16 protein-coding genes are annotated in these 17,878 nt (G+C 42.7%); 7 read left to right on the top strand and 9 right to left on the bottom strand.

All coding sequences use genetic code 11. The annotated features are described in order from the left end of the window. Together R8N47_RS13730 and R8N47_RS13725 are read left to right on the top strand one after the other, a co-directional pair. Positions 1-627: an acetyltransferase gene (locus tag R8N47_RS13730; RefSeq protein ID WP_180944539.1), complete on the top strand. Its 627-nt coding sequence runs from the start codon at positions 1-3 to the stop codon at positions 625-627. Between the two features lie 80 nt (positions 628-707). Continuing rightward, the gene (locus R8N47_RS13725) at positions 708-1,568 is read left to right on the top strand and encodes a glycosyltransferase family 2 protein (RefSeq protein WP_213911491.1); all 861 of its coding nucleotides are present in this window, start codon (positions 708-710) and stop codon (positions 1,566-1,568) included. A 29-nt stretch (positions 1,569-1,597) separates the two neighbouring features. Here the strand turns inward: R8N47_RS13725 and waaA are convergent, their stop codons facing one another. The 9 genes from waaA to R8N47_RS13680 all read right to left on the bottom strand — a co-directional run bounded on the left by waaA (position 1,598) and on the right by R8N47_RS13680 (position 10,732). Next, the gene (gene waaA, locus R8N47_RS13720) at positions 1,598-2,866 is read right to left on the bottom strand and encodes a lipid IV(A) 3-deoxy-D-manno-octulosonic acid transferase (RefSeq protein ID WP_318070307.1); all 1,269 of its coding nucleotides are present in this window, start codon (positions 2,864-2,866) and stop codon (positions 1,598-1,600) included. Next, positions 2,860-3,915 carry a lipopolysaccharide heptosyltransferase II gene (gene waaF, locus R8N47_RS13715; RefSeq protein ID WP_025768326.1) on the bottom strand — a complete coding sequence of 352 codons (1,056 nt, stop codon included), beginning with the start codon at positions 3,913-3,915 and terminating at the stop codon, positions 2,860-2,862. The genes waaA and waaF overlap by 7 nt, the downstream gene beginning before the upstream one ends. Further along, on the bottom strand, positions 3,912-4,634 hold the full coding sequence (locus R8N47_RS13710; protein WP_053807624.1) for a glycosyltransferase family 25 protein: 723 nt from the start codon (positions 4,632-4,634) through the stop codon (positions 3,912-3,914). Before R8N47_RS13710 ends, waaF begins: the two co-directional genes overlap by 4 nt. Beyond that, positions 4,631-5,617 (bottom strand): lauroyl-Kdo(2)-lipid IV(A) myristoyltransferase, encoded by a 987-nt coding sequence (gene lpxM, locus R8N47_RS13705; protein WP_017634970.1) that lies wholly within the window; start codon positions 5,615-5,617, stop codon positions 4,631-4,633. The genes R8N47_RS13710 and lpxM overlap by 4 nt, the downstream gene beginning before the upstream one ends. A 126-nt stretch (positions 5,618-5,743) precedes the next feature. Continuing rightward, positions 5,744-6,685 (bottom strand): ADP-glyceromanno-heptose 6-epimerase, encoded by a 942-nt coding sequence (gene rfaD / locus R8N47_RS13700; protein ID WP_258516096.1) that lies wholly within the window; start codon positions 6,683-6,685, stop codon positions 5,744-5,746. Positions 6,686-6,821: 136 nt separating this feature from the next. Then, entirely contained in the window at positions 6,822-9,020 is a 2,199-nt protein-coding gene (locus tag R8N47_RS13695) for a YjbH domain-containing protein (protein ID WP_318070308.1), read from the bottom strand. A 2-nt stretch (positions 9,021-9,022) separates the two neighbouring features. Further along, positions 9,023-9,784: a YjbG polysaccharide synthesis-related protein gene (locus R8N47_RS13690; protein WP_318070309.1), complete on the bottom strand. Its 762-nt coding sequence runs from the start codon at positions 9,782-9,784 to the stop codon at positions 9,023-9,025. Continuing rightward, a complete protein-coding gene (locus tag R8N47_RS13685; protein WP_258516110.1) occupies positions 9,781-10,455 on the bottom strand; it encodes a YjbF family lipoprotein in 675 nt (224 codons plus the stop codon). Before R8N47_RS13685 ends, R8N47_RS13690 begins: the two co-directional genes overlap by 4 nt. Positions 10,456-10,522: 67 nt before the next feature. After that, positions 10,523-10,732 (bottom strand): hypothetical protein, encoded by a 210-nt coding sequence (locus R8N47_RS13680; RefSeq protein ID WP_140094649.1) that lies wholly within the window; start codon positions 10,730-10,732, stop codon positions 10,523-10,525. 641 nt (positions 10,733-11,373) lie between these two features. On the opposite strand from R8N47_RS13680, the gene R8N47_RS13675 reads away from it, so the two are divergent. From R8N47_RS13675 to rfbF, 5 genes are all read left to right on the top strand, one after another. Beyond that, entirely contained in the window at positions 11,374-11,889 is a 516-nt protein-coding gene (locus tag R8N47_RS13675) for a porin family protein (protein WP_033905977.1), read from the top strand. 66 nt (positions 11,890-11,955) lie between these two features. Beyond that, positions 11,956-14,658 (top strand): SLBB domain-containing protein, encoded by a 2,703-nt coding sequence (locus R8N47_RS13670; RefSeq protein ID WP_318070310.1) that lies wholly within the window; start codon positions 11,956-11,958, stop codon positions 14,656-14,658. Positions 14,659-14,963: 305 nt separating this feature from the next. Continuing rightward, a complete protein-coding gene (locus R8N47_RS13665; protein WP_102780280.1) occupies positions 14,964-15,956 on the top strand; it encodes a Wzz/FepE/Etk N-terminal domain-containing protein in 993 nt (330 codons plus the stop codon). A gap of 160 nt (positions 15,957-16,116) precedes the next feature. Continuing rightward, on the top strand, positions 16,117-17,082 hold the full coding sequence (locus R8N47_RS13660) for an FAD-binding oxidoreductase (protein ID WP_102780281.1): 966 nt from the start codon (positions 16,117-16,119) through the stop codon (positions 17,080-17,082). A 21-nt stretch (positions 17,083-17,103) separates the two neighbouring features. Beyond that, a complete protein-coding gene (gene rfbF / locus R8N47_RS13655) occupies positions 17,104-17,877 on the top strand; it encodes a glucose-1-phosphate cytidylyltransferase (RefSeq protein ID WP_102780282.1) in 774 nt (257 codons plus the stop codon). Position 17,878: the final 1 nt, after the last annotated feature.

Below are 17,878 nucleotides of genomic sequence, written 5' to 3'. Positions count from 1 at the left end.
GTGAGCTTATATATTCTGGGTGCGGGTGGATTAGCTAAGGAAGTTTATGGATGGTTAGTCGCTGAGCAGTCGCCTATGTTAGAGGAGCTTCGAGGTTTTTTAGTGACCGACTCTAATTACAGTTCAATCGAGTCTTATGATGGTGTACCAGTAAAAGTATTAGATTCGATTGCTGAAGAAAAAGGTTTTGAGTTTTTAGTTTGTGTTGGAACCTCCTTACCAAGGAAGAAAGTTATTGAACAAGCATTGATGCATGGTGGTACACCGAAATCCTTCGTGAGCAATAATGCACTTATTGGACAGAATGTTGTCATAGGTGAGGGGAGTATTATTAACCCTCGCTGTACTATATCTTCAGATGTAAAAATAGGAAAGTACACTATTGTTAACTGTAGCAATGGTATTGGTCATGACTGTGTTGTCGGTGATTATGTTACAGTATTAGGAAACGCTGCTATAAATGGACATGTTTTTATTGGTGATTACGTTACTATCGGCTCAGGTGCAATATTACATCCTAATATAAAGGTAGGTGATTATGCTTCAGTTGGCATAGGGAGTGTCGTTATAAGGAATGTCAAGCCAAATACTACTGTATTTGGAAATCCGGCAAGAAAAATTAGTTAGTTATTAATGAATATCATCCCTAGAAATATAGCTGAAGAAATAACTCTACTTAACCGATAAATTAGAAGACAGAGGAAAAAATGTCCACTAAAGTCTCAGTCATTTGTACCTGCTATAATCACGAGAAATATATTGAGCAGACACTTTTATCTATACTTAATCAGACGGTAGACTTTGAATACGAGTTGCTCATACATGATGATTGCTCCTCTGACAATAGTCGAAAAGTTATCGATAAGGTTTTTAATGAGTATTCTGGTAAATGCCAAGTAAAGAGAATTTATCCAGAGGAAAATATATACTCTAAAGGATCATCTGCTGTACTTTTTAACATGTTACCTCATGTTGATGGGGAGTATATAGCTTTTTGTGAAGGTGATGATTATTGGGTTGATGACAACAAGCTTCAAAAACAGCTTAAAGCATTGGCATACCACAAGGATATTAATGTTTGTTTTCATCCTTCTTTGACTTTGCTAAAAGACCAGTTGGTTGACAAGAAATACGGATACCAAGGCGATTTAGAAAAGAAAATATCTTATCAGTATGTCATTAAGAAGGGCGGAGACACTATGCCTATGGCATCGATGTTTATTAGAAAAGAGCCGTTTTTTGACCTAATTTATCAACATGAAGACTTTTTCAAGCTTTATGGCGAGCACTCTGTATTGCAAATTATCAATAGTATCGAGCACGGAGCTTGGTATCTCCCTGAAATAATGTCAGTTTATCGTAGTATGCATGAAGGCTCTTGGAGTTTACAACAAGCACAAGACCCAGCGGCAGAAGAGCGAGAGTTTACGTATTATAAAATCCGTATTTTGGGCTTGAACAAGATTTACAATTATAAGTACTGGAAGTGCTTTTTAGTTATATATTTGAAAAAGTCGAAAAAATATTACCGAAAGAAAATAAAGCGTTGGCTTACAGCTAAAGTTTAAAAAAGCAGCCGAGTTAATACTCGGCTTTTTTAGATAGAAGAGTTGGCTGTGGTGGTACGTTGTAAGGAGCCTGAGTTTGCTAACATAAAATGAGCAAGCTCTGACGTGATGCGCTCATGAGCTGCGACGTCTTTAATTAGAGCCACGATAGCTCTTGCCAGTTCATCCTCATTTTTCACAATTTTGATGAGGTTGTTCTGCTTCATTTCATGTACGATTTCTTTGAAGTTAAAGAAGCTTGGACCATTGATAATAGGGACGCCCAAAGCAGCAGGCTCCAATACATTGTGCCCACCAACCTTATCTCCAATTAGGCTTCCACCCATAAAGCAGATGTCCGCTGCGCCAATCAACGTTAGCATCTCACCCATTGTATCGCCGAGATATACTTGAGTATTCGTCTCTACTGCATGCGTTGAAGTACGACGCACAGTTTTAAATCCTTGCTGTTGGCAAAGCGTGAATACATCATCAAATCGTTCCGGATGGCGAGGAACCAAAATAAGTAATGCATTTGGATGAGATTTTAAAACTTGTCTATGTGCATCTAATACCTGTTCGTCCTCGCCTTTGTGGGTGCTAGCTGCTATCCAAATCGGACGATCGTTTCCAAGTTGGGCTCGAAGCTGCTGTCCTTGCTGTTTCACTTGCTCTGATATTTGAATATCGAACTTAATCGAGCCAGTAACGGATAGTTTCTTTTTCTCAACGCCTAAGCGTTCGAAGCGCTCTGCATCTGAATCCGTTTGGCAGAGTACTTGAGTTAGGCATGGATGAAGCTGGTTAAAAAGCCGCTGTATTTTGGCGTAGTTCTGACACGATTTTTCAGATAGGCGCGCATTCACGACAGTTATAGGGATACCCGCTTTGTGAACATTGTGAAGCGTGTTTGGCCACAGCTCAGTCTCAATGATCAACATCTGTTTTGGCTGCACTGCTTTAAGAAAACCTTTGATAGCGAACCCAAAGTCAATTGGCATATAGCGGTGTTCAACTAAATCACCCAACTTAGCAATCTGTTCAGCTCCCGTACTTGTTGTTGTTGTAACTAGAATAGATTGTTCGGGGTTTTGTTCCTTAAGGGCTTTGATTAAAGGTGTTGCTGCTATGCTTTCACCAACAGATACGGCATGTATCCAAATAGGTTTGTCGTTGCTTTTTAACTTGGGGGTTATGCCAAAGTGCTCTTTCCAGCGAGAGCCGAACTTAGGCTTATTTGGTTTGCTCTTGTACAAACCAAATAAAAGCAGCGGTGACGCTAGGGCGAGTAGTAAGGTATAAATAATGCGAACTAACATGAGCTTATCGTAATGGCGTCAAGTTTTTGGATACTATCTAGCACTTGCTTAGGCGAAAGTTCTGTCAAGCACTTAAGGTGTTTGTACTGACATTCACGCTGGAAACAAGGGCGACAATCAATATCGGTATGAACAATCTCCACTTTTTCTGCGAGTGGGGGGGTGTACTTCGGTGAAGTTGAGCCATACACTGCAACAACATTACAACCAACCGCAGCTGCCACATGCATTAAGCCTGAGTCATTCGCGACAACAGTCTTACATGCAGCAAGTAGGTCGACCGCTTCAATTAAGCTGGTTTGGCCTGCCAGAACATGAATGTGCTCATGGAATTGCGTCGGAACAAGTGCGCGAATATTGTTACAAGTCTCTAAGTCTTTTTGAGAACCAAACAACCAGATTTGATGTCCAGAACGAGCCATTTGCGTCGCAACTTCAGCGTAGTGTGTTTCGGGCCATTTTTTGGCAGGACCAAACTCTGCTCCTGGGCACAGTCCGATAATTGGTTGGTCTTGGGCTAAGTTGAACTTTTTGATCGTGGCTTGTTGCTCTGCCGCGTTGATTGCAAGGCGAGGGCGAGGTAAGGTTTCAAGCCCGCCAAGAGAGTTAGAGTCCACCATTTCTGCTTTTGGATAAGCTAACGCTACATAGCGCTCTACCATGTACTGAAAAGACTTCATGTTAGGGCGTAAATCATTCAATAAACCATAGCGCATTTCTCCTTTCCAGCCAGTACGAAGAGGAATGTTGGCAAACCATGGGATCAGTGCCGATTTCGCTGATTTAGGCAAGATATAGGCGTGGTCATATTGCTTTTCACGTAATGATTTGCCAATTTCCCTGCGGCCTAATAAGTTAAACTCACCATGACCGATAGGCATTTCAATCGCTTGATGGATTTCTGGCATACGCTCAAGAATCGGTTTACACCATCCTGGAGCGATAACGTCAATTTGGCTATCTGGATGGCGTTGCTTTAATACGATATATAACGATTGCGACATTACCATATCGCCGACCCATGCAGGGCCAATGACTAAAATCTTCATGCTTTGTTTTTCCAGTATAGGAATTTCAAAATTGACTCATAAGTTCTAAAAAGTTCAGCGTATATTTTATTCGCAAGAGTCATTTTGGATTTATCTTTTCTTTTACCACCAATCGTCGAAGCAATCTCTGCTCTAGTAAAGAGATCTGGAGACACGCTGTAGACTTGAACACCATGTCTCCATGGTTTTTCCATGTAGTCATCGACTGGTTCAATAAACTCTTGAGCATGCATAACAAACTTTGAGGCTGCTTTAGGTGTAACGATATAAGCGGTGGTACCACAAGTGCCTGCTGAGTATCCCCCTAGCATATGATTATCATCAATCGGTACGATTGGGGTGAATACACGCTTCTGAGTGGCAGACAACTTGATGTAGTCATAATTAGAAGTCAATGGAAGGGTATGTTCGAGTACTTGCTTCAGCCCTTCTACGGGGTCGACGTTGTCTTCTAAGATGACGATCGGTTCATCAAGCTCAACACAGCGAACCCACAACTCGTAATGGCTTGCAAAACAGGCGACTTCACTGGTTTTTAATTGATACCCTTTGCGGCGTAGAGTAATGGTAGGACGACTTTTTTCTGAATGAAGAAAACGGTCAACAGAGCCATCTACTGCATCAAAAAATTCAAACGTAATGCCTTGTTGTTTTAACTTTTCTTCAATACGTTCTCGGCGATCTAGCGATCGAGCCAAGCTTACGACAAATACTTTCACTGTACTTTCCAGTCGCTGTTATATCTTGGTTTAAACAAATTGTAATAGTTATTGCCGTCTTCTTGAGAGTGCAGCAACTGTAGTACCCACATATATTGTTCGGGTTTATCACCGACAAAATATTCAATGGCTTCATTACAGGTACGAGCGTCTTGCTCTTCGCCTTTATCCAGCTCAAACGCTGGTAAAATCTCAATATCAAACGTACCATCTTCAGTGTTCATCGACGCAAATAGAGGCAGTACTTTTGAGCGTGATAGTTTCGCAATTTTGCCTAAACCAGGTAGTGTTGCTTTACGTGTAGCAAAAAAATCTACAAACACACTATGCTCTGGGCCGTGATCTTGATCGGGTAGATAATACCCTACATAGCCATCTCGAATGGATTTCAGAAAAGGCTTAATGCCACCTGAGCGTTCATAAACACGACCACCGTATTGGACTCTTTGCTTGTGCATCAGCCAGTCAGCAACATCATTCTTTTGTTTCTTCGCCATTGCAGACACTGGCATTCCCATTGAAGCGAGCAAGATAGCAGGCACATCAATTGCCCAAGAGTGGGGAACCATTAAAATCACATTTTCGTTGTTATCAATGTGCTGTCGTAAAATGTCTAGGCCGCGAATTTGGCAACGGTTCTGAAGCCACTTTGGTGAGCGTAAACTTAGTAACCCGAAGCGAAAAAAGAACATGGCTGCTGTGTAGAGTGTTTTTTCTATCAAAGCTTCACGTTCTTGGAACGACTTTTCCGGAAAACACAGCTCAAAGTTCACCCTCGCTCGGTGAGCTGGACCTTTGTGGGATTTAGACAGTTTTTTGGCTATGGTTTTCGCCAACCACTTTTGTAAACCCAGTGGCATTAATGATAAAGGTAAAAATAAGATAACACCTAACCACGTGCCCCAGTACTTAGGCGACAGAAAGTGGCGCTTAAACTCAGGGTTATATGCTTTAGGGTCGAAGTCATCACGTTTTATGGTCATGGCGTGTCTAGTTACCTATTCGTGTACGGGCGAAGTGGTTTAAATGAGAAAAAGATAGTTAGGAATGATACAGGCTATTGCACTTGAGTAAAGGTGGCAGGTTATGGTTCTACCACCTTGTGGTGCTTAACTGTTTTGGATAGTTAAGTATTCGGCAACGCCTTCTGCAACTGTCTTGAATTCAACATCACAACCTGCGGTGCGCAGTTTGGTCAGATCCGCTTGTGTGAATTCTTGGTAAGCGCCTTTTAGGTGCTCAGGGAATGGGATGGTTTCAATTTGGCCTTTGCCATGATGCTTGATAACTGCTTTTGCTATCTCTTCAAAAGATTCAGCACGGCCAGTACCACAGTTAAAAATGCCTGATACGCCGTTTTCTAAGAACCACAGGTTAACTTTACATACATCACCAACGTAAACGAAGTCGCGTTTGAATGATTCGCTGCCCGCGAACAATTTAGGATTTTCACCTGCGTTAAGTTGGTTGTTTAGGTGGAACGCAACTGATGCCATGCTACCTTTGTGGTCTTCACGTGGGCCATATACGTTGAAGTAGCGGAAGCCAGTGATTTGAGAAAGGGTCTCACCATGTTCTTCAGCGTCTTGCCATAGGCGACGAACGTAGTTATCAAACTGCTGTTTCGAGTAACCGTATACATTCAGTGCGCCTTCGTATTCGCGTTCTTCAACAAAAGTCTCTGTATCGCCGTAAGTGGCTGCTGAAGAAGCGTATAGGAATGGAATCTCGCGATCTAAACAGTAATGCAGCAGCTCTTTAGAGTACTCGTAGTTGTTTAGCATCATGTACTTACCATCCCACTCAGTCGTTGCAGAACAAGCACCTTCGTGGAAAATTGCCTCAATCGGACCAAAATCATCGCCCGCCATAATTTGGGTCAGAAAGTCATCACGATCCATGTAATCTGTGATATCAAGATCAACTAAGTTTTTAAACTTCTTGCCATTTTTTAGGTTGTCGACAACCAGAATATCGTTAATACCTGCTTCGTTCAGTGCTTTAACAATGTTGCTGCCGATCATGCCAGCACCACCAGTTACGATGATCATAAGACTTCCACCATAGATTAAAATTTTCTCAGGAATTCTAGCAAGAAACAGAAATTTGCGCTATTGGAAGGAAAAGAAAGGTAAAGAGCGCTTGGGCATAAGTAAAAGGGAGCTGAAGCTCCCTTAAATAGTGTTGTTATTCAGCGTTTGACGCGTTTGGTCTCTGGTACCAAGGGTTGCGCTCGTCTGTTAATTGAATAAGTTCGTATTTTCTATTTAGCTTCTGACCACCATCACGAGTGATTGGTTGCCAAGAGAAGTTTGCTCTATTGTTACTTGGTTTCACTGTCATGATATCGTATGGAATCGAAATGTAGAGACCTTTAGTAAAACTGCCTTCACCAAACTCTTCTGCAGTTAAATTCGTAAACGAAGCGTAAGCACCGGCGATTACGCCACTGTCAAACTGCTTAGCTATGTTTATTTGAGTACCGACGTCACCACCGAGGAACTGCCCCACATCTACTTGTACCATCAAATTGGATAGAAAATCCCATTGGGGGTAGTAATACGCAGAAACGAAACCTGTGAAGCCTTTATCAATAACTTGGAAAGGATCTCCGTATTCTGGAACATACTGCCACTTTTCATCGTACACACCGAAGTAACTTTGCGGGTCACGTTGAGAGATCAAGTTTACATCTGCACCGATCGCCCAGTTTGCGCCTTTCGGTCGATATAAGAATTCGGTACCCACACCCGCAAACATGCTCTCTAGATAACCGGCGTAGAACTGTTGGTCCATGGTATCTGAGTACTCTTTGAACCAAGTTAATTGAAGATTCTGCATAGTTACAGGATATTCATCTCTATAGGCCCTAAACATCGTGCGTACACGAGGTATCGTCGTGCCATCCGGCGGAGTGACGTAGTTAAACTTGTCGTAGTTGTTGTACCAATCCCAATAAAGAGCACCGCCTACTTCTAAGTCATCTGTCAGCCAATAAGAGGCTTCACCTTTAAGTCCCACACTAAAGAAGTAAAATGTTTCAGCAGCACCCAGTGTTTGAACCAGTTGCGGGGAAAAACCATAATCGAAACGCTCAAAACCGTCGTAGATAAGATTACCTTGTGGTTTTTCATTTCCTTTTGAAGTTGCGTCTTCAATGCTAGGAGTGATGTAGTTAACTTCTGCAAAGTCACGGTATTTCTCTTTCGAGATAGCCGTTTGATCACCGATTAATCCACCACTACGTTCATTAATAGTAAAGGTATCAATGTTGTTTGGCATTTCGTTGTAAAGGATTGCCGCCGCTTTTTCATGAGCTTCGTTGCGATCACGATACTTTTTCTGTTCGCCAACAATCGAGACGGTATTGTCTTCAACATAGAGTTGGGTATTTTGGTAGCCAGCAATCTTATCCAGCTCCTCGGTAACACGTTCCCAATCTACATCAGATAACTGCTCTGGTTGTTTGTCTTCAACTTCTGGAGTTGGAGCATCACGCCAGAAAGACGGCATATCATTGAAGTTTGTGTAAAGGCTTACGCCTGCAACTAACGTATCACCGCGCTCGTAGCTCAAACGCAAATCGGCCATATGCCCTAAACGATACAGAACACCAAAGTTCCAAGGCGTATGAGGTGTCATGTCTATACTACCACGTACCACAGGATAGTCTTCACTGTAGTCGTTGCTGTCGTATTCAAGCTTAAAGCGTAGCGGTGCGTGCAAAGTTTGATACTCGACACCACCAAAGAGTGCAGCAGGACCTTTGAACCAACGTTCAAAATCCACGCTTCCGCCATTATTTTTGAAATCTGAAGGGCGTTCACAGAAACTATCGGACAGCTTACAAGCCGGGTTGCTGATGTTGTCGCGCGTGCCTAAGTAGCCCCAACCCATACCTAAAGTGAAATCAAAGGTACCAAGGCTTGGGTTAGAGTAACGTTTTGTTGCGGCAATAAACTCACCATCAAAAAGACCAGTGCCCGCAAAGTCACGCACCCCAATAGAAAGTTCCGGTAGGTAACTTGATTCTTGTAAAAGTCTAACTTTAAAGTCGATACCTTTATCCGTAAATTTTGTATCACCAGAAAACGTTGGGTCTTCACTATAAAGAACATCATTGACTCTAGTATAGCGAATAGTCGTTTCTAACCAGGGCATCACTTGTAGTGTGACATTGTAAAAAAGGTACTCATCGCTGCCGGTAACAGCAAAGTTAAACTCGCCTTCAGGTGCCATACGACCTGTTGGCATCTGCATTAAGCCGACACCACCAAAGTCCATTTGTGATGGTTGCAATGGTGGTGCTTCGAAAGGCATGTCTTGAGCCCACACCAACGCTGGACCCATTAAAGAAAGGGATAAACTGGTTCTGATCAGGTTCATGTCTAGTTCTTCGATGAGGTTGGTTTACGTTGTGCAAGCAGAGCGACAATGTCTTTATCCATTTGTGATTTTTCGAACTCATCAAATGGGATATACACAATGGTAAGTGGCGGCAAGTAATATTGAGTGGTTAACCAACTGCCATGGTGAGGATGAATAACCTTGCCATCCGGATAAATTAGGATTGGCGGATAGGAAAGCTCATCAATATCACTTGAACGTAGGTTATCGATCTGTTCATGCAGAGCGACACCCGTTTGGTTTTCTACCGCGTAGACTTTTTCCAAGTTACCCACATACAACACTTTTTCTTCACGTTTTGGTGCACTTAACGCAAGTTGACCTTGTAAAAGAGGGTTATCAAATTTATCTAGACGGATGCGATCAACATCAATGGCCGATAGCACGCGAGGTGCAAACTGGCTTCGTTGGATAAACTTGTAAAATGGGTGCGCAACTAAATTATGTTGAATCATTTGGTTTAACACCGAATTTTTTAAGGCAGTACTTTCTTGCACTGCGGTTTCGGTGTTATCAAATAGAGTCACAGCTAAAGGGTATTGCAGGGCGATTTGTTGTTCTTGTGCATGCTTAAGTACGCTCTCTAAACGTGCCGCTTGTTGGAATTGCAATGCTTTGCCCGTTCCGACAAGTTCTATATTGAGCGGTGGTGAGGTGTGATTTTGAGCTTGAACGGTAGTCGGTGTCGCCAGAATCGTTGCCGTTAAACTTAGGCTTAATAAAGATAGCAGTCGCTTATTCATGATTTGCTGTACCCTTTCAGAATCGTCAATTCAACAGGCACCATGTTTGGACCTAAGTGTTGACGTGTTTTCACTACTTCTCCTTTACCGTTTACCCAGTATTGGTTTTCTACAGTTTTTTCTAAGCTGGTAAACGTTACAACCTCGGTATAAACATCAGTAGAGGTAGATGAAATAGGGGTTATGACGGTTTCTTTACCTTGGCGAGAACGTTGGACTTTAGCCGGGAACCCATAACGGTATTTGTCAGCCCAATCGTAAGAAAGAGAATATTGCACAGAGGGTGCTGAGTAGGCAGGAACGTTGCCATAAATGCCTGCTAGATTGGTGGTTTGCAAACCAATAGTTTTAACAATATGACCGTTCTCTGTTACCACCATTGCCTTATCTGCACTTACCCACTTTAATTGGGTATTGCCAGTTAATGGGTTTTGCTCAGCAAAGGCCAACACTACGAAGACCTGTTTTTGGTCACCAATTTTTAAGTAAGCACTAGCATAAGGAACTGCTTCAATTTCTTCTGGCGTTAGCTCGACATCGATGTAGTTGCCATAAGCTTCTTGGATTGTCGCGGATACGTCATTAAATTTTTGTGTACAGCCGAAGATTGAGTTCAGTAAAGGTAGGGCAATAAGTAAGCGCATCCATTTTAGCGATAGAAAGGTGTTCATCATTCCCTCATTACAAATAAAATCGCCCTGAGAAATCAGGGCGATATATAAGTCAAGCTAGGCTTGCTTATTTTTTAACACTAGTAGTCGTAGTTGTAGTTGAGTCACTATCTGACGCTGCAACCGCTACTACAGTTACTGCTGCTGCTGCACCTACCGCTACTGCAGTTGTACCAGTGGCAGACGCAGATGCGGCACCAGCAGAACCTGCTTCTTCAGCTGCAAATGCAGTTGATGCGCTTAAAGCCATAAGAATAGCTAGAGCTGTGTTCTTCATTATTAATCCTTGTATTTCAGATTTTAAAACATCGATGTTTGGTCTGTTTAGAACATACCACTAGTCATTTTAGTTAAAAAACAATCAGCATGTAAATAGTTTCCTATGTGAATTTACCTAACGTTAAAGAAGAGTTGTTGCAAAATTGAGAAGAGAGAGCAGCTTAGGTTTGATATTTGTACTGAATCAAAATGCGTCTTCGACTGCGTTATTTCCGGTCACCTCTGAATTTACGCAAACGTTCACATTTTTTACTCAATGCATCCGTAGTTGTGTTCTGTTTTAAGAGGCTGGCAGCCAGTGTTTTTCTCATTCGTGAGAATTTACGAACCATAAACGGAAATCTGAGACGTTTTTGCCCCCTTGCCGTTTTGCGCTAATACATGCATAATTTGCCAGCTTTTGTGTTGCGTTTATAAAAGATTGTTTTTTTGAACGGTTAGTCGCAAAAGTGAGGCTTAAAAAGAATATTTATATCAATAAACCGAATGAATCGGGAATCAGCGAACAGTGGCTAACGCGTAATGCCGCCGGGCGGTAGCGTGTAAACGCACAAGCGAAATTGACAAAAGTTAACAGACATTCACTGCGCGCGTCGTTCATAATGTGCAGCGGTCAGTCGACACCCAAGGAACACTTACGTGATTAATAAACGACCATGGCTAGGGGCGTTGAGTGCAATCAGCTTAGGCTTGTGCTCATTTTCTGCCTCAGCAGATTTTTATGCTGGTGCGTTAGTAAGTTACTCTAACGCTGAATTTCATCATTCCTCTTCTCCAGTAACCGAGGGAAACCCTTTCCTTCTTCAAGCGCAAGCTGGTTACTTCTTCAATGATTACCTCGCTTTTGAAGCACGTTACGGAACTTCTGTACAACGAGATAGCGGACTTGCAGTAGATAGTCTTGCGAGTGGTTTTATTAAGTTGAATATGCCTGTCTCCGAGCGTGTAGCACTTTACGGACTTGCCGGTTATTCTAGTGTCCAGATCGACCAACAAAATGTAGGCCCTAATAAAGATCAAGGCTTTAGCTTTGGCTTGGGTATGCATTATGCTTTGGACAAGCAGAATGCAGTTGTTTTTGAGTTTGTTGATAGCACATCTGAAGACCAGGCACGCTTGAACGCACTTACTCTTGGCTTTCAACACCGATTTTAATTAAAGACCTAGCGCCTAGTTTTGTGGCTAGGATTTTTAACTCCTGACTTTAAATAGCGAATTATCATGCTCAAAGGATATTTCTCGATAGGTGCTTGCATTCTAGCAAGCCTATTTGCGCCGCTTACTAATGCGCAGACTCCAACCCCAGAACAAATTCAAATGTTTCAGAACTTGCCAGCTGACCAGCAACAAGCATTGGCGAGTAAGTATGGTATCTCTATTCCTTCCGGCGCTTCTTCTCAGCCAAGTAGTTATCAAAACCCTCAAGTGATTGAGCAACGCCCGGCTGCTAGTAGTACTGTTGAGGCAAAAGCTAACGACTCAGAAGACCCAGAAAAAAATGAGCAAGGTCTAAAGCGCTTTGGTCTAGATTTATTTGCGGGTTCACCGACGACATTTGCACCAATCAGTGACGTACCTGTTCCGGCTGACTACACGGTAGGAGCTGGTGATGAAATCGTTATCCAACTTTTTGGTAAAGAAAACACAACGCATCGTCTTCGTGTTAATCGTGCAGGCATCATCAACTTCCCTTCCCTTGGTCCTGTTCAAGTGGCCGGCATGACATTCTCTGATGTGCGTGATTCTCTAAACCAGCGAGTAAAAGAGCAAATGATTGGTGTGCGCAGCGACATTTCGTTAGGTGAAATGCGCACCATGCAAGTTTTTGTTATGGGTGATGCGTACAAACCAGGGGCTTACACAGTTAGTGCACTAACCACAATCTCTCAAGCGATTTACTACAGTGGTGGCTTTAGTGAGAGTGGTGCCCTGCGTAACGTGCAACTTAAGCGTAATGGTCAGGTAATTCGTAAACTGGATATGTACGATCTGTTACTTAAAGGTGATGCTCGCAATGATATCCGCTTATTACCAGGTGATGTGGTCTTCATCGGTGCATTGGGTAACACGATTTCGATTGATGGTGAAGTAAACCGCCCTGCAATCTATGAAATCAAACCAGGTGAAACCTATAAGCAAGCGATTCAAATGGCTGGCGGTTTTACCGCTAACGCTCATAGCGATCAAATTGAAGTTAAACGTTATGCAGCGAAAGGTGCTCGCGATGCATTAACACTGAACTTTAGTCAGTCACACGAACAGCAGACCAAAGTCAAAGATGGTGACGCCGTTAATGTACTGAAGAAGAGTGAAGAATTGACTCGTTACGTACAAATTGAAGGTGATGTTCGCCATCCCGGCTTTATTGAGTGGAAGAGCGGTCTGCGAATCGCAGACTTATTCCAATCCGTTGATACCTCATTTAATTCTACTGCAGATGTAAACTATGCTGTAGTTGTTCGTGAGACTAACCCACAACGTGACATAGAGGTTTATCAAATTAACCTTGCTAACGCGATTCTTTCGCCGAGCAGCAAAGATAACCTAAAGCTAAACTCACGTGACCGAGTGCTGGTATTTAACCGTTTCAATAATGAAGATTTAGATACCCTTGCAAATCAAGATACGGTTACGAAAGCGAAAACGCTTGAGCAAGCACAATTTAAAGCCGAGCTGGATCAACAAAAAGAGCAAGAAGTTATGAGCTCTTCTGTTGCAATATCTTCAGCAACAGGCAATGTGTCGAAGGGGCAATCTTCAACTGAAGAATCAGAACAGCCGAAAATCATATTCCGTGGCAAAGAAATTACCAAAGAAGACTTTGAAGCATTAAAACAAAATACGCGCCGCACGTTACTTGCTCCTGTTTTGCTGCAGCTTCAACAGCAATCGCGTTTGGGTTTGGCTCCGCAGATTGCAGAAGTCTTCGGTGAGGTAAAACACCCTGGGCGTTACCCAATCACCCCACGTATGACGGTTTCTACCTTAATTGAAGCTGCTGGTGGTTTAACTTATAACGCATTCACCATCAACGCCGAGTTAGCTCGTACAGTAATAAACAGTAGAGATGAGCGCGCTTCTATTAATGTTGAGCGTATTGATTTACGCCAAGCTATCAAGGGCAGTTCCGCTGACGATGTCGTTATTGTTGGTCGTGATCGCCTAAACATTCTTGAGAAGCCCAACGTCAAACTACAAAGCACAGTAACACTGCAAGGTGAAGTTCGCTTCCCAGGTACTTATACTGTTCGTCAAGGAGAGACCTTAGGCGAGTTACTTGAACGTGCTGGTGGTCTAACCGAATTTGCACATCCGCAAGGGGCTATCTTTACTCGTGAGGCTTTACGCCTTAAAGAGCAAAAGCTATTAAACCAATATGCCGCAGATATGCGAGCAGAAACCGCGAAGAAAACCTTCCGTGCTGATAGTAACATGGGCTCAGTGATCTCTGACCCAGATAAAACATTGAAATTCGTTGAAGAAGCAAGCCGTAGCAAAGCCCTTGGACGTATGGTTGTGCAGATTAATCGCATCTTAAAAGACGAGCGTTCTGCGGACTTTATGTTAGAAGATGGTGACTTCCTATTTGTACCGACCTTCCGCAATACGGTTTCGATCATGGGCGAAGTTCAAGTTCCAATTACGTACTTGTTGGATAATAAGCTAGACGTAGATGATTACCTAAACAAAGCCGGCGGCGCTAAAAAACAAGCAGACGAAGACCGTATCTTCGTTGTACGTGCAGACGGCTCGGTTTACAAACCAACATCAGGATACTGGTTTGGTAACAATCACGAAGAGCTAAAAGCGGGCGACACCATTGTCGTGCCAATCGATACTGACTACCGCGATGCATTAAGTACCTGGACTGCAGCTACGCAAATCCTTTACCAAACAGGTGTAGCGATCAACGCGTTGAAGTAAGGAACGACAAGGTTATTCCAATCAGCTTAAAACAAGATTAGAAATACAATAATAGTAAGAGCTTATGTAACGATTGAAGTTACATAAGCTCAATTTTATGAACATTATTAATCAAAACGGCAAATACTACTCTGAACACCAATAGTGGCATTATTCAGCCGTAGCCCGTCATTCCAGCGAGCCGAAGCGAGACTAGGAATCTTGTCACAGCGCGGTTTTGTTTTGAAAGTCGGAGAACAATCTATCAAATTTCACCAACCTCTGAGTCTAATATAAAGAACCTCAGAGCTTAGGATTAAAGACTAATGGAACCACAAAAAGAACCCAATCCAAACTATCTGCCATATCCACCCCAACCGCAACCCACAGATGATGAAATCGATTTGCGTGAGCTTTTTAAGGCTTTATGGAAAGGTAAGTGGATTATTATTGCAACCACATTTGTTTTTGCTATTAGCTCTGTACTTTACTCACTGAGCCTACCAAATATCTACAAAGCAGATGCATTGCTTGCGCCTGCAGAAAGCTCCGGAGGCGGTGGTCTTTCAAAAATGGCAGGGCAACTTGGGGGCTTGGCAGCTCTAGCGGGCGTTAACTTGGGGGCAGATGAGTCTTCTCAAACGGACCTTGCTGTGCAAGTAATGAAGTCTCGGCAGTTTGTCGAAGCATTCATTAACAAACATGATTTACTTGTGCCGCTAATGGCGGCAAAAGATTGGGATTTAGCGAATAACAAACTCATCTTAAATGAAGAGCTATATAACCCAACTACAGGTGAGTGGCTGCGAGAACCTGATGGACTACGTGGTGCAACACCAACGGCGCAAGAAGCTTTTCAAGTATTCAATAAAGAAGTGTTGAGTATCAACCAAGACAAAGAGAGTGGCTTATATACGGTATCAGTCAAAAACTACTCACCTTATGCAGCTAAGCAATGGGTAAACTGGTTGATTGAAGACATCAACAAAGTGATGCGTGAACGTACGATTGCGGAAACCTCACAGAACCTTGCCTACCTAAACACTCAGCTACAAAAAACCGCCGTGGCAGATATGCAAAGTACGTTCTATAAACTCATTGAAGAGCAAACCAAAAGCTTGATGCTGGCAGAGGTTCAAGAAGAGTTCATCTTCAAAGTCGTTGATCCGGCTGTTGTCCCAGAGCTAAAAGAAGGACCAAAACGCGCACTGATTTGTATGTTAGGCACATTACTTGGCGGTATGCTAGGTGTTGCGATTGTGTTGATTCGCTTTGTATTTCGAAAAGAGGATACAGAGGACCTAGGACCTAGGACCTAGAACCTAGGATTTTGCATTACCTATTGGAACCTGTTTGATTAGATAGGTTAAAATATTGAATTAAAAGGGATAGTAAAGTAAGGCTGTCCATTTTGAATGAGAAGTGTCTCAGAGAGTAAAGAAAATCTGAGATAAAACAAATGAATTAGAACTAGCAATTATGTCATATACCATCGAAATTCAACCTGCAGGCGTGCATTTTCAGAGTGAAAATAACTTACTGGACGATGCGTTAGCACAATCTTTGCCATTAGACCACAGTTGTAAAACTGGCGATTGTGGCGCTTGTAGTGCGCAAGTGCTTTCAGGGCAGGTACAAAATGAGAAAGGACAAACTGTTACTCAAGGCAGTGTGTTAACCTGTCAGTCTAAAGCACTGTCAGATGTGGTACTAAAAGCAAATTACTACCCTGAGTTAACCCATATCAAAACACAAACAGTGCCTTGTAAAGTAGCGAAAGTGCAATACCTAACCGATGATATTCTCTCGTTGACATTTCGTTTGCCTCCGACCGCTCAATTTGAATACTTAGCTGGTCAATATGTGGACTTGAGTTTTCAGGGAGTGAAAAGAAGCTATTCGATCGCAAACGCGTGTAGCGCTCTTAAGCAAATTGAGCTCCACATACGCAAAGTGCCAGATGGCGCAATGTCTGGTTTATTATTTGGTTCCGTTGCAGAAAATCAACTGATGAGAATGGAAGGACCGAAAGGAACGTTCTTTGTTCGAGACGGTGATAAACCGTTAGTGTTTATTGCAACAGGAACAGGTATCGCACCAGTCAAAGCGATGGTTGAGCAACTTATTAGTACTGATGATCAAAGAGAAGTTCATATCTATTGGGGTATGCAATATCAATCAGAAATCTACTGTCAGGAGTTAATGAGCTACTCGCAGCAATACGCAAATATTCACTTTACCTCAGTATTGTCTCAAGAGTCTCATCCGCAAAGTGAATGTGGTTATGTGCAAGACATCGTGATTAAAAACGTTGCTGGTTTGGAATTCTTTGAGGTCTATGCATGCGGTTCAGTGAAAATGATCGAGGCGGCAAAAGCGCTATTTATCGAACACGGTTTACCATCAGAGGCCTTTCTCTCTGATGCATTTACCCCAGCAAAATAAATTCGTTAGTTGGAGAAGAAAATGAAAGCAGTCATCTTAGCGGGTGGTTTAGGCACTCGTTTGAGTGAAGAAACCGCTGTAAAACCAAAACCAATGGTTGAGATCGGCGGAATGCCAATTTTATGGCACATTATGAAGCAATATTCTGCTCATGGCATTAATGACTTTGTGATTTGTTGTGGCTATAAAGGTTATGTGATCAAGGAATATTTTGCCAACTATTTCTTACACATGTCCGATGTAACATTTGATATGAAGCAAAATGAGATGGTTGTCCATCGCAAGAGAGCAGAGCCATGGACGGTGACGTTGGTGGACACGGGCGATCATTCAATGACGGGGGGGCGTTTAGGTCGCGTCGCAGAGCATATTAAAGATGAAGAAGCTTTCTGTTTCACATACGGCGATGGTGTGGGTGACATCGATATTACCAAAACTATTGATTTTCATTTCTCTCATGGGAAGAAAGCAACATTGACGGCGACTTACCCACCGGGTCGTTTTGGTGCGTTAGATATACAGCACGGGAAAGTAAATAGCTTTAAAGAGAAACCCAAAGGCGACGGAGCGATGATTAACGGCGGCTTTTTCGTGCTTTCTCCTGAAGTTTTGAAATACATTGATGGTGATAGTACCGTATGGGAGCAGTATCCACTAAACCAACTTGCTGAAGATGGCGAATTGATGGCCTACGAGCATCATGGCTTCTGGCAGCCAATGGACACGCTACGTGATAAAGTTTATCTAGAAGAGCTTTGGCAAGAAGGCAAAGCCCCTTGGAAAATCTGGGAGTAAA

The sequence above is a fragment of the Vibrio sp. 2132-1 genome, assembly GCF_033344315.1.
This window is presented reverse-complemented; position numbering and strand designations above follow the sequence as displayed.

Excerpts from the sequence above, each read along its gene's own strand:
- R8N47_RS13725 (WP_213911491.1), top strand. The coding sequence starts at position 708 with ATGTCCACTAAAGTCTCAGTCATTTGTACCTGCTATAATCACGAGAAA.
- lpxM (WP_017634970.1), bottom strand. The coding sequence starts at position 5,617 with ATGACCATAAAACGTGATGACTTCGACCCTAAAGCATATAACCCTGAG.
- R8N47_RS13695 (WP_318070308.1), bottom strand. The coding sequence starts at position 9,020 with ATGAACCTGATCAGAACCAGTTTATCCCTTTCTTTAATGGGTCCAGCG.
- R8N47_RS13685 (WP_258516110.1), bottom strand. The coding sequence starts at position 10,455 with ATGAACACCTTTCTATCGCTAAAATGGATGCGCTTACTTATTGCCCTA.
- R8N47_RS13670 (WP_318070310.1), top strand. The coding sequence starts at position 11,956 with ATGCTCAAAGGATATTTCTCGATAGGTGCTTGCATTCTAGCAAGCCTA.
- R8N47_RS13680 (WP_140094649.1), bottom strand. The coding sequence starts at position 10,732 with ATGAAGAACACAGCTCTAGCTATTCTTATGGCTTTAAGCGCATCAACT.
- R8N47_RS13660 (WP_102780281.1), top strand. The coding sequence starts at position 16,117 with ATGTCATATACCATCGAAATTCAACCTGCAGGCGTGCATTTTCAGAGT.
- waaF (WP_025768326.1), bottom strand. The coding sequence starts at position 3,915 with ATGAAGATTTTAGTCATTGGCCCTGCATGGGTCGGCGATATGGTAATG.
- waaA (WP_318070307.1), bottom strand. The coding sequence starts at position 2,866 with ATGTTAGTTCGCATTATTTATACCTTACTACTCGCCCTAGCGTCACCG.
- rfbF (WP_102780282.1), top strand. The coding sequence starts at position 17,104 with ATGAAAGCAGTCATCTTAGCGGGTGGTTTAGGCACTCGTTTGAGTGAA.
- R8N47_RS13690 (WP_318070309.1), bottom strand. The coding sequence starts at position 9,784 with ATGAATAAGCGACTGCTATCTTTATTAAGCCTAAGTTTAACGGCAACG.
- rfaD (WP_258516096.1), bottom strand. The coding sequence starts at position 6,685 with ATGATCATCGTAACTGGTGGTGCTGGCATGATCGGCAGCAACATTGTT.
- R8N47_RS13665 (WP_102780280.1), top strand. The coding sequence starts at position 14,964 with ATGGAACCACAAAAAGAACCCAATCCAAACTATCTGCCATATCCACCC.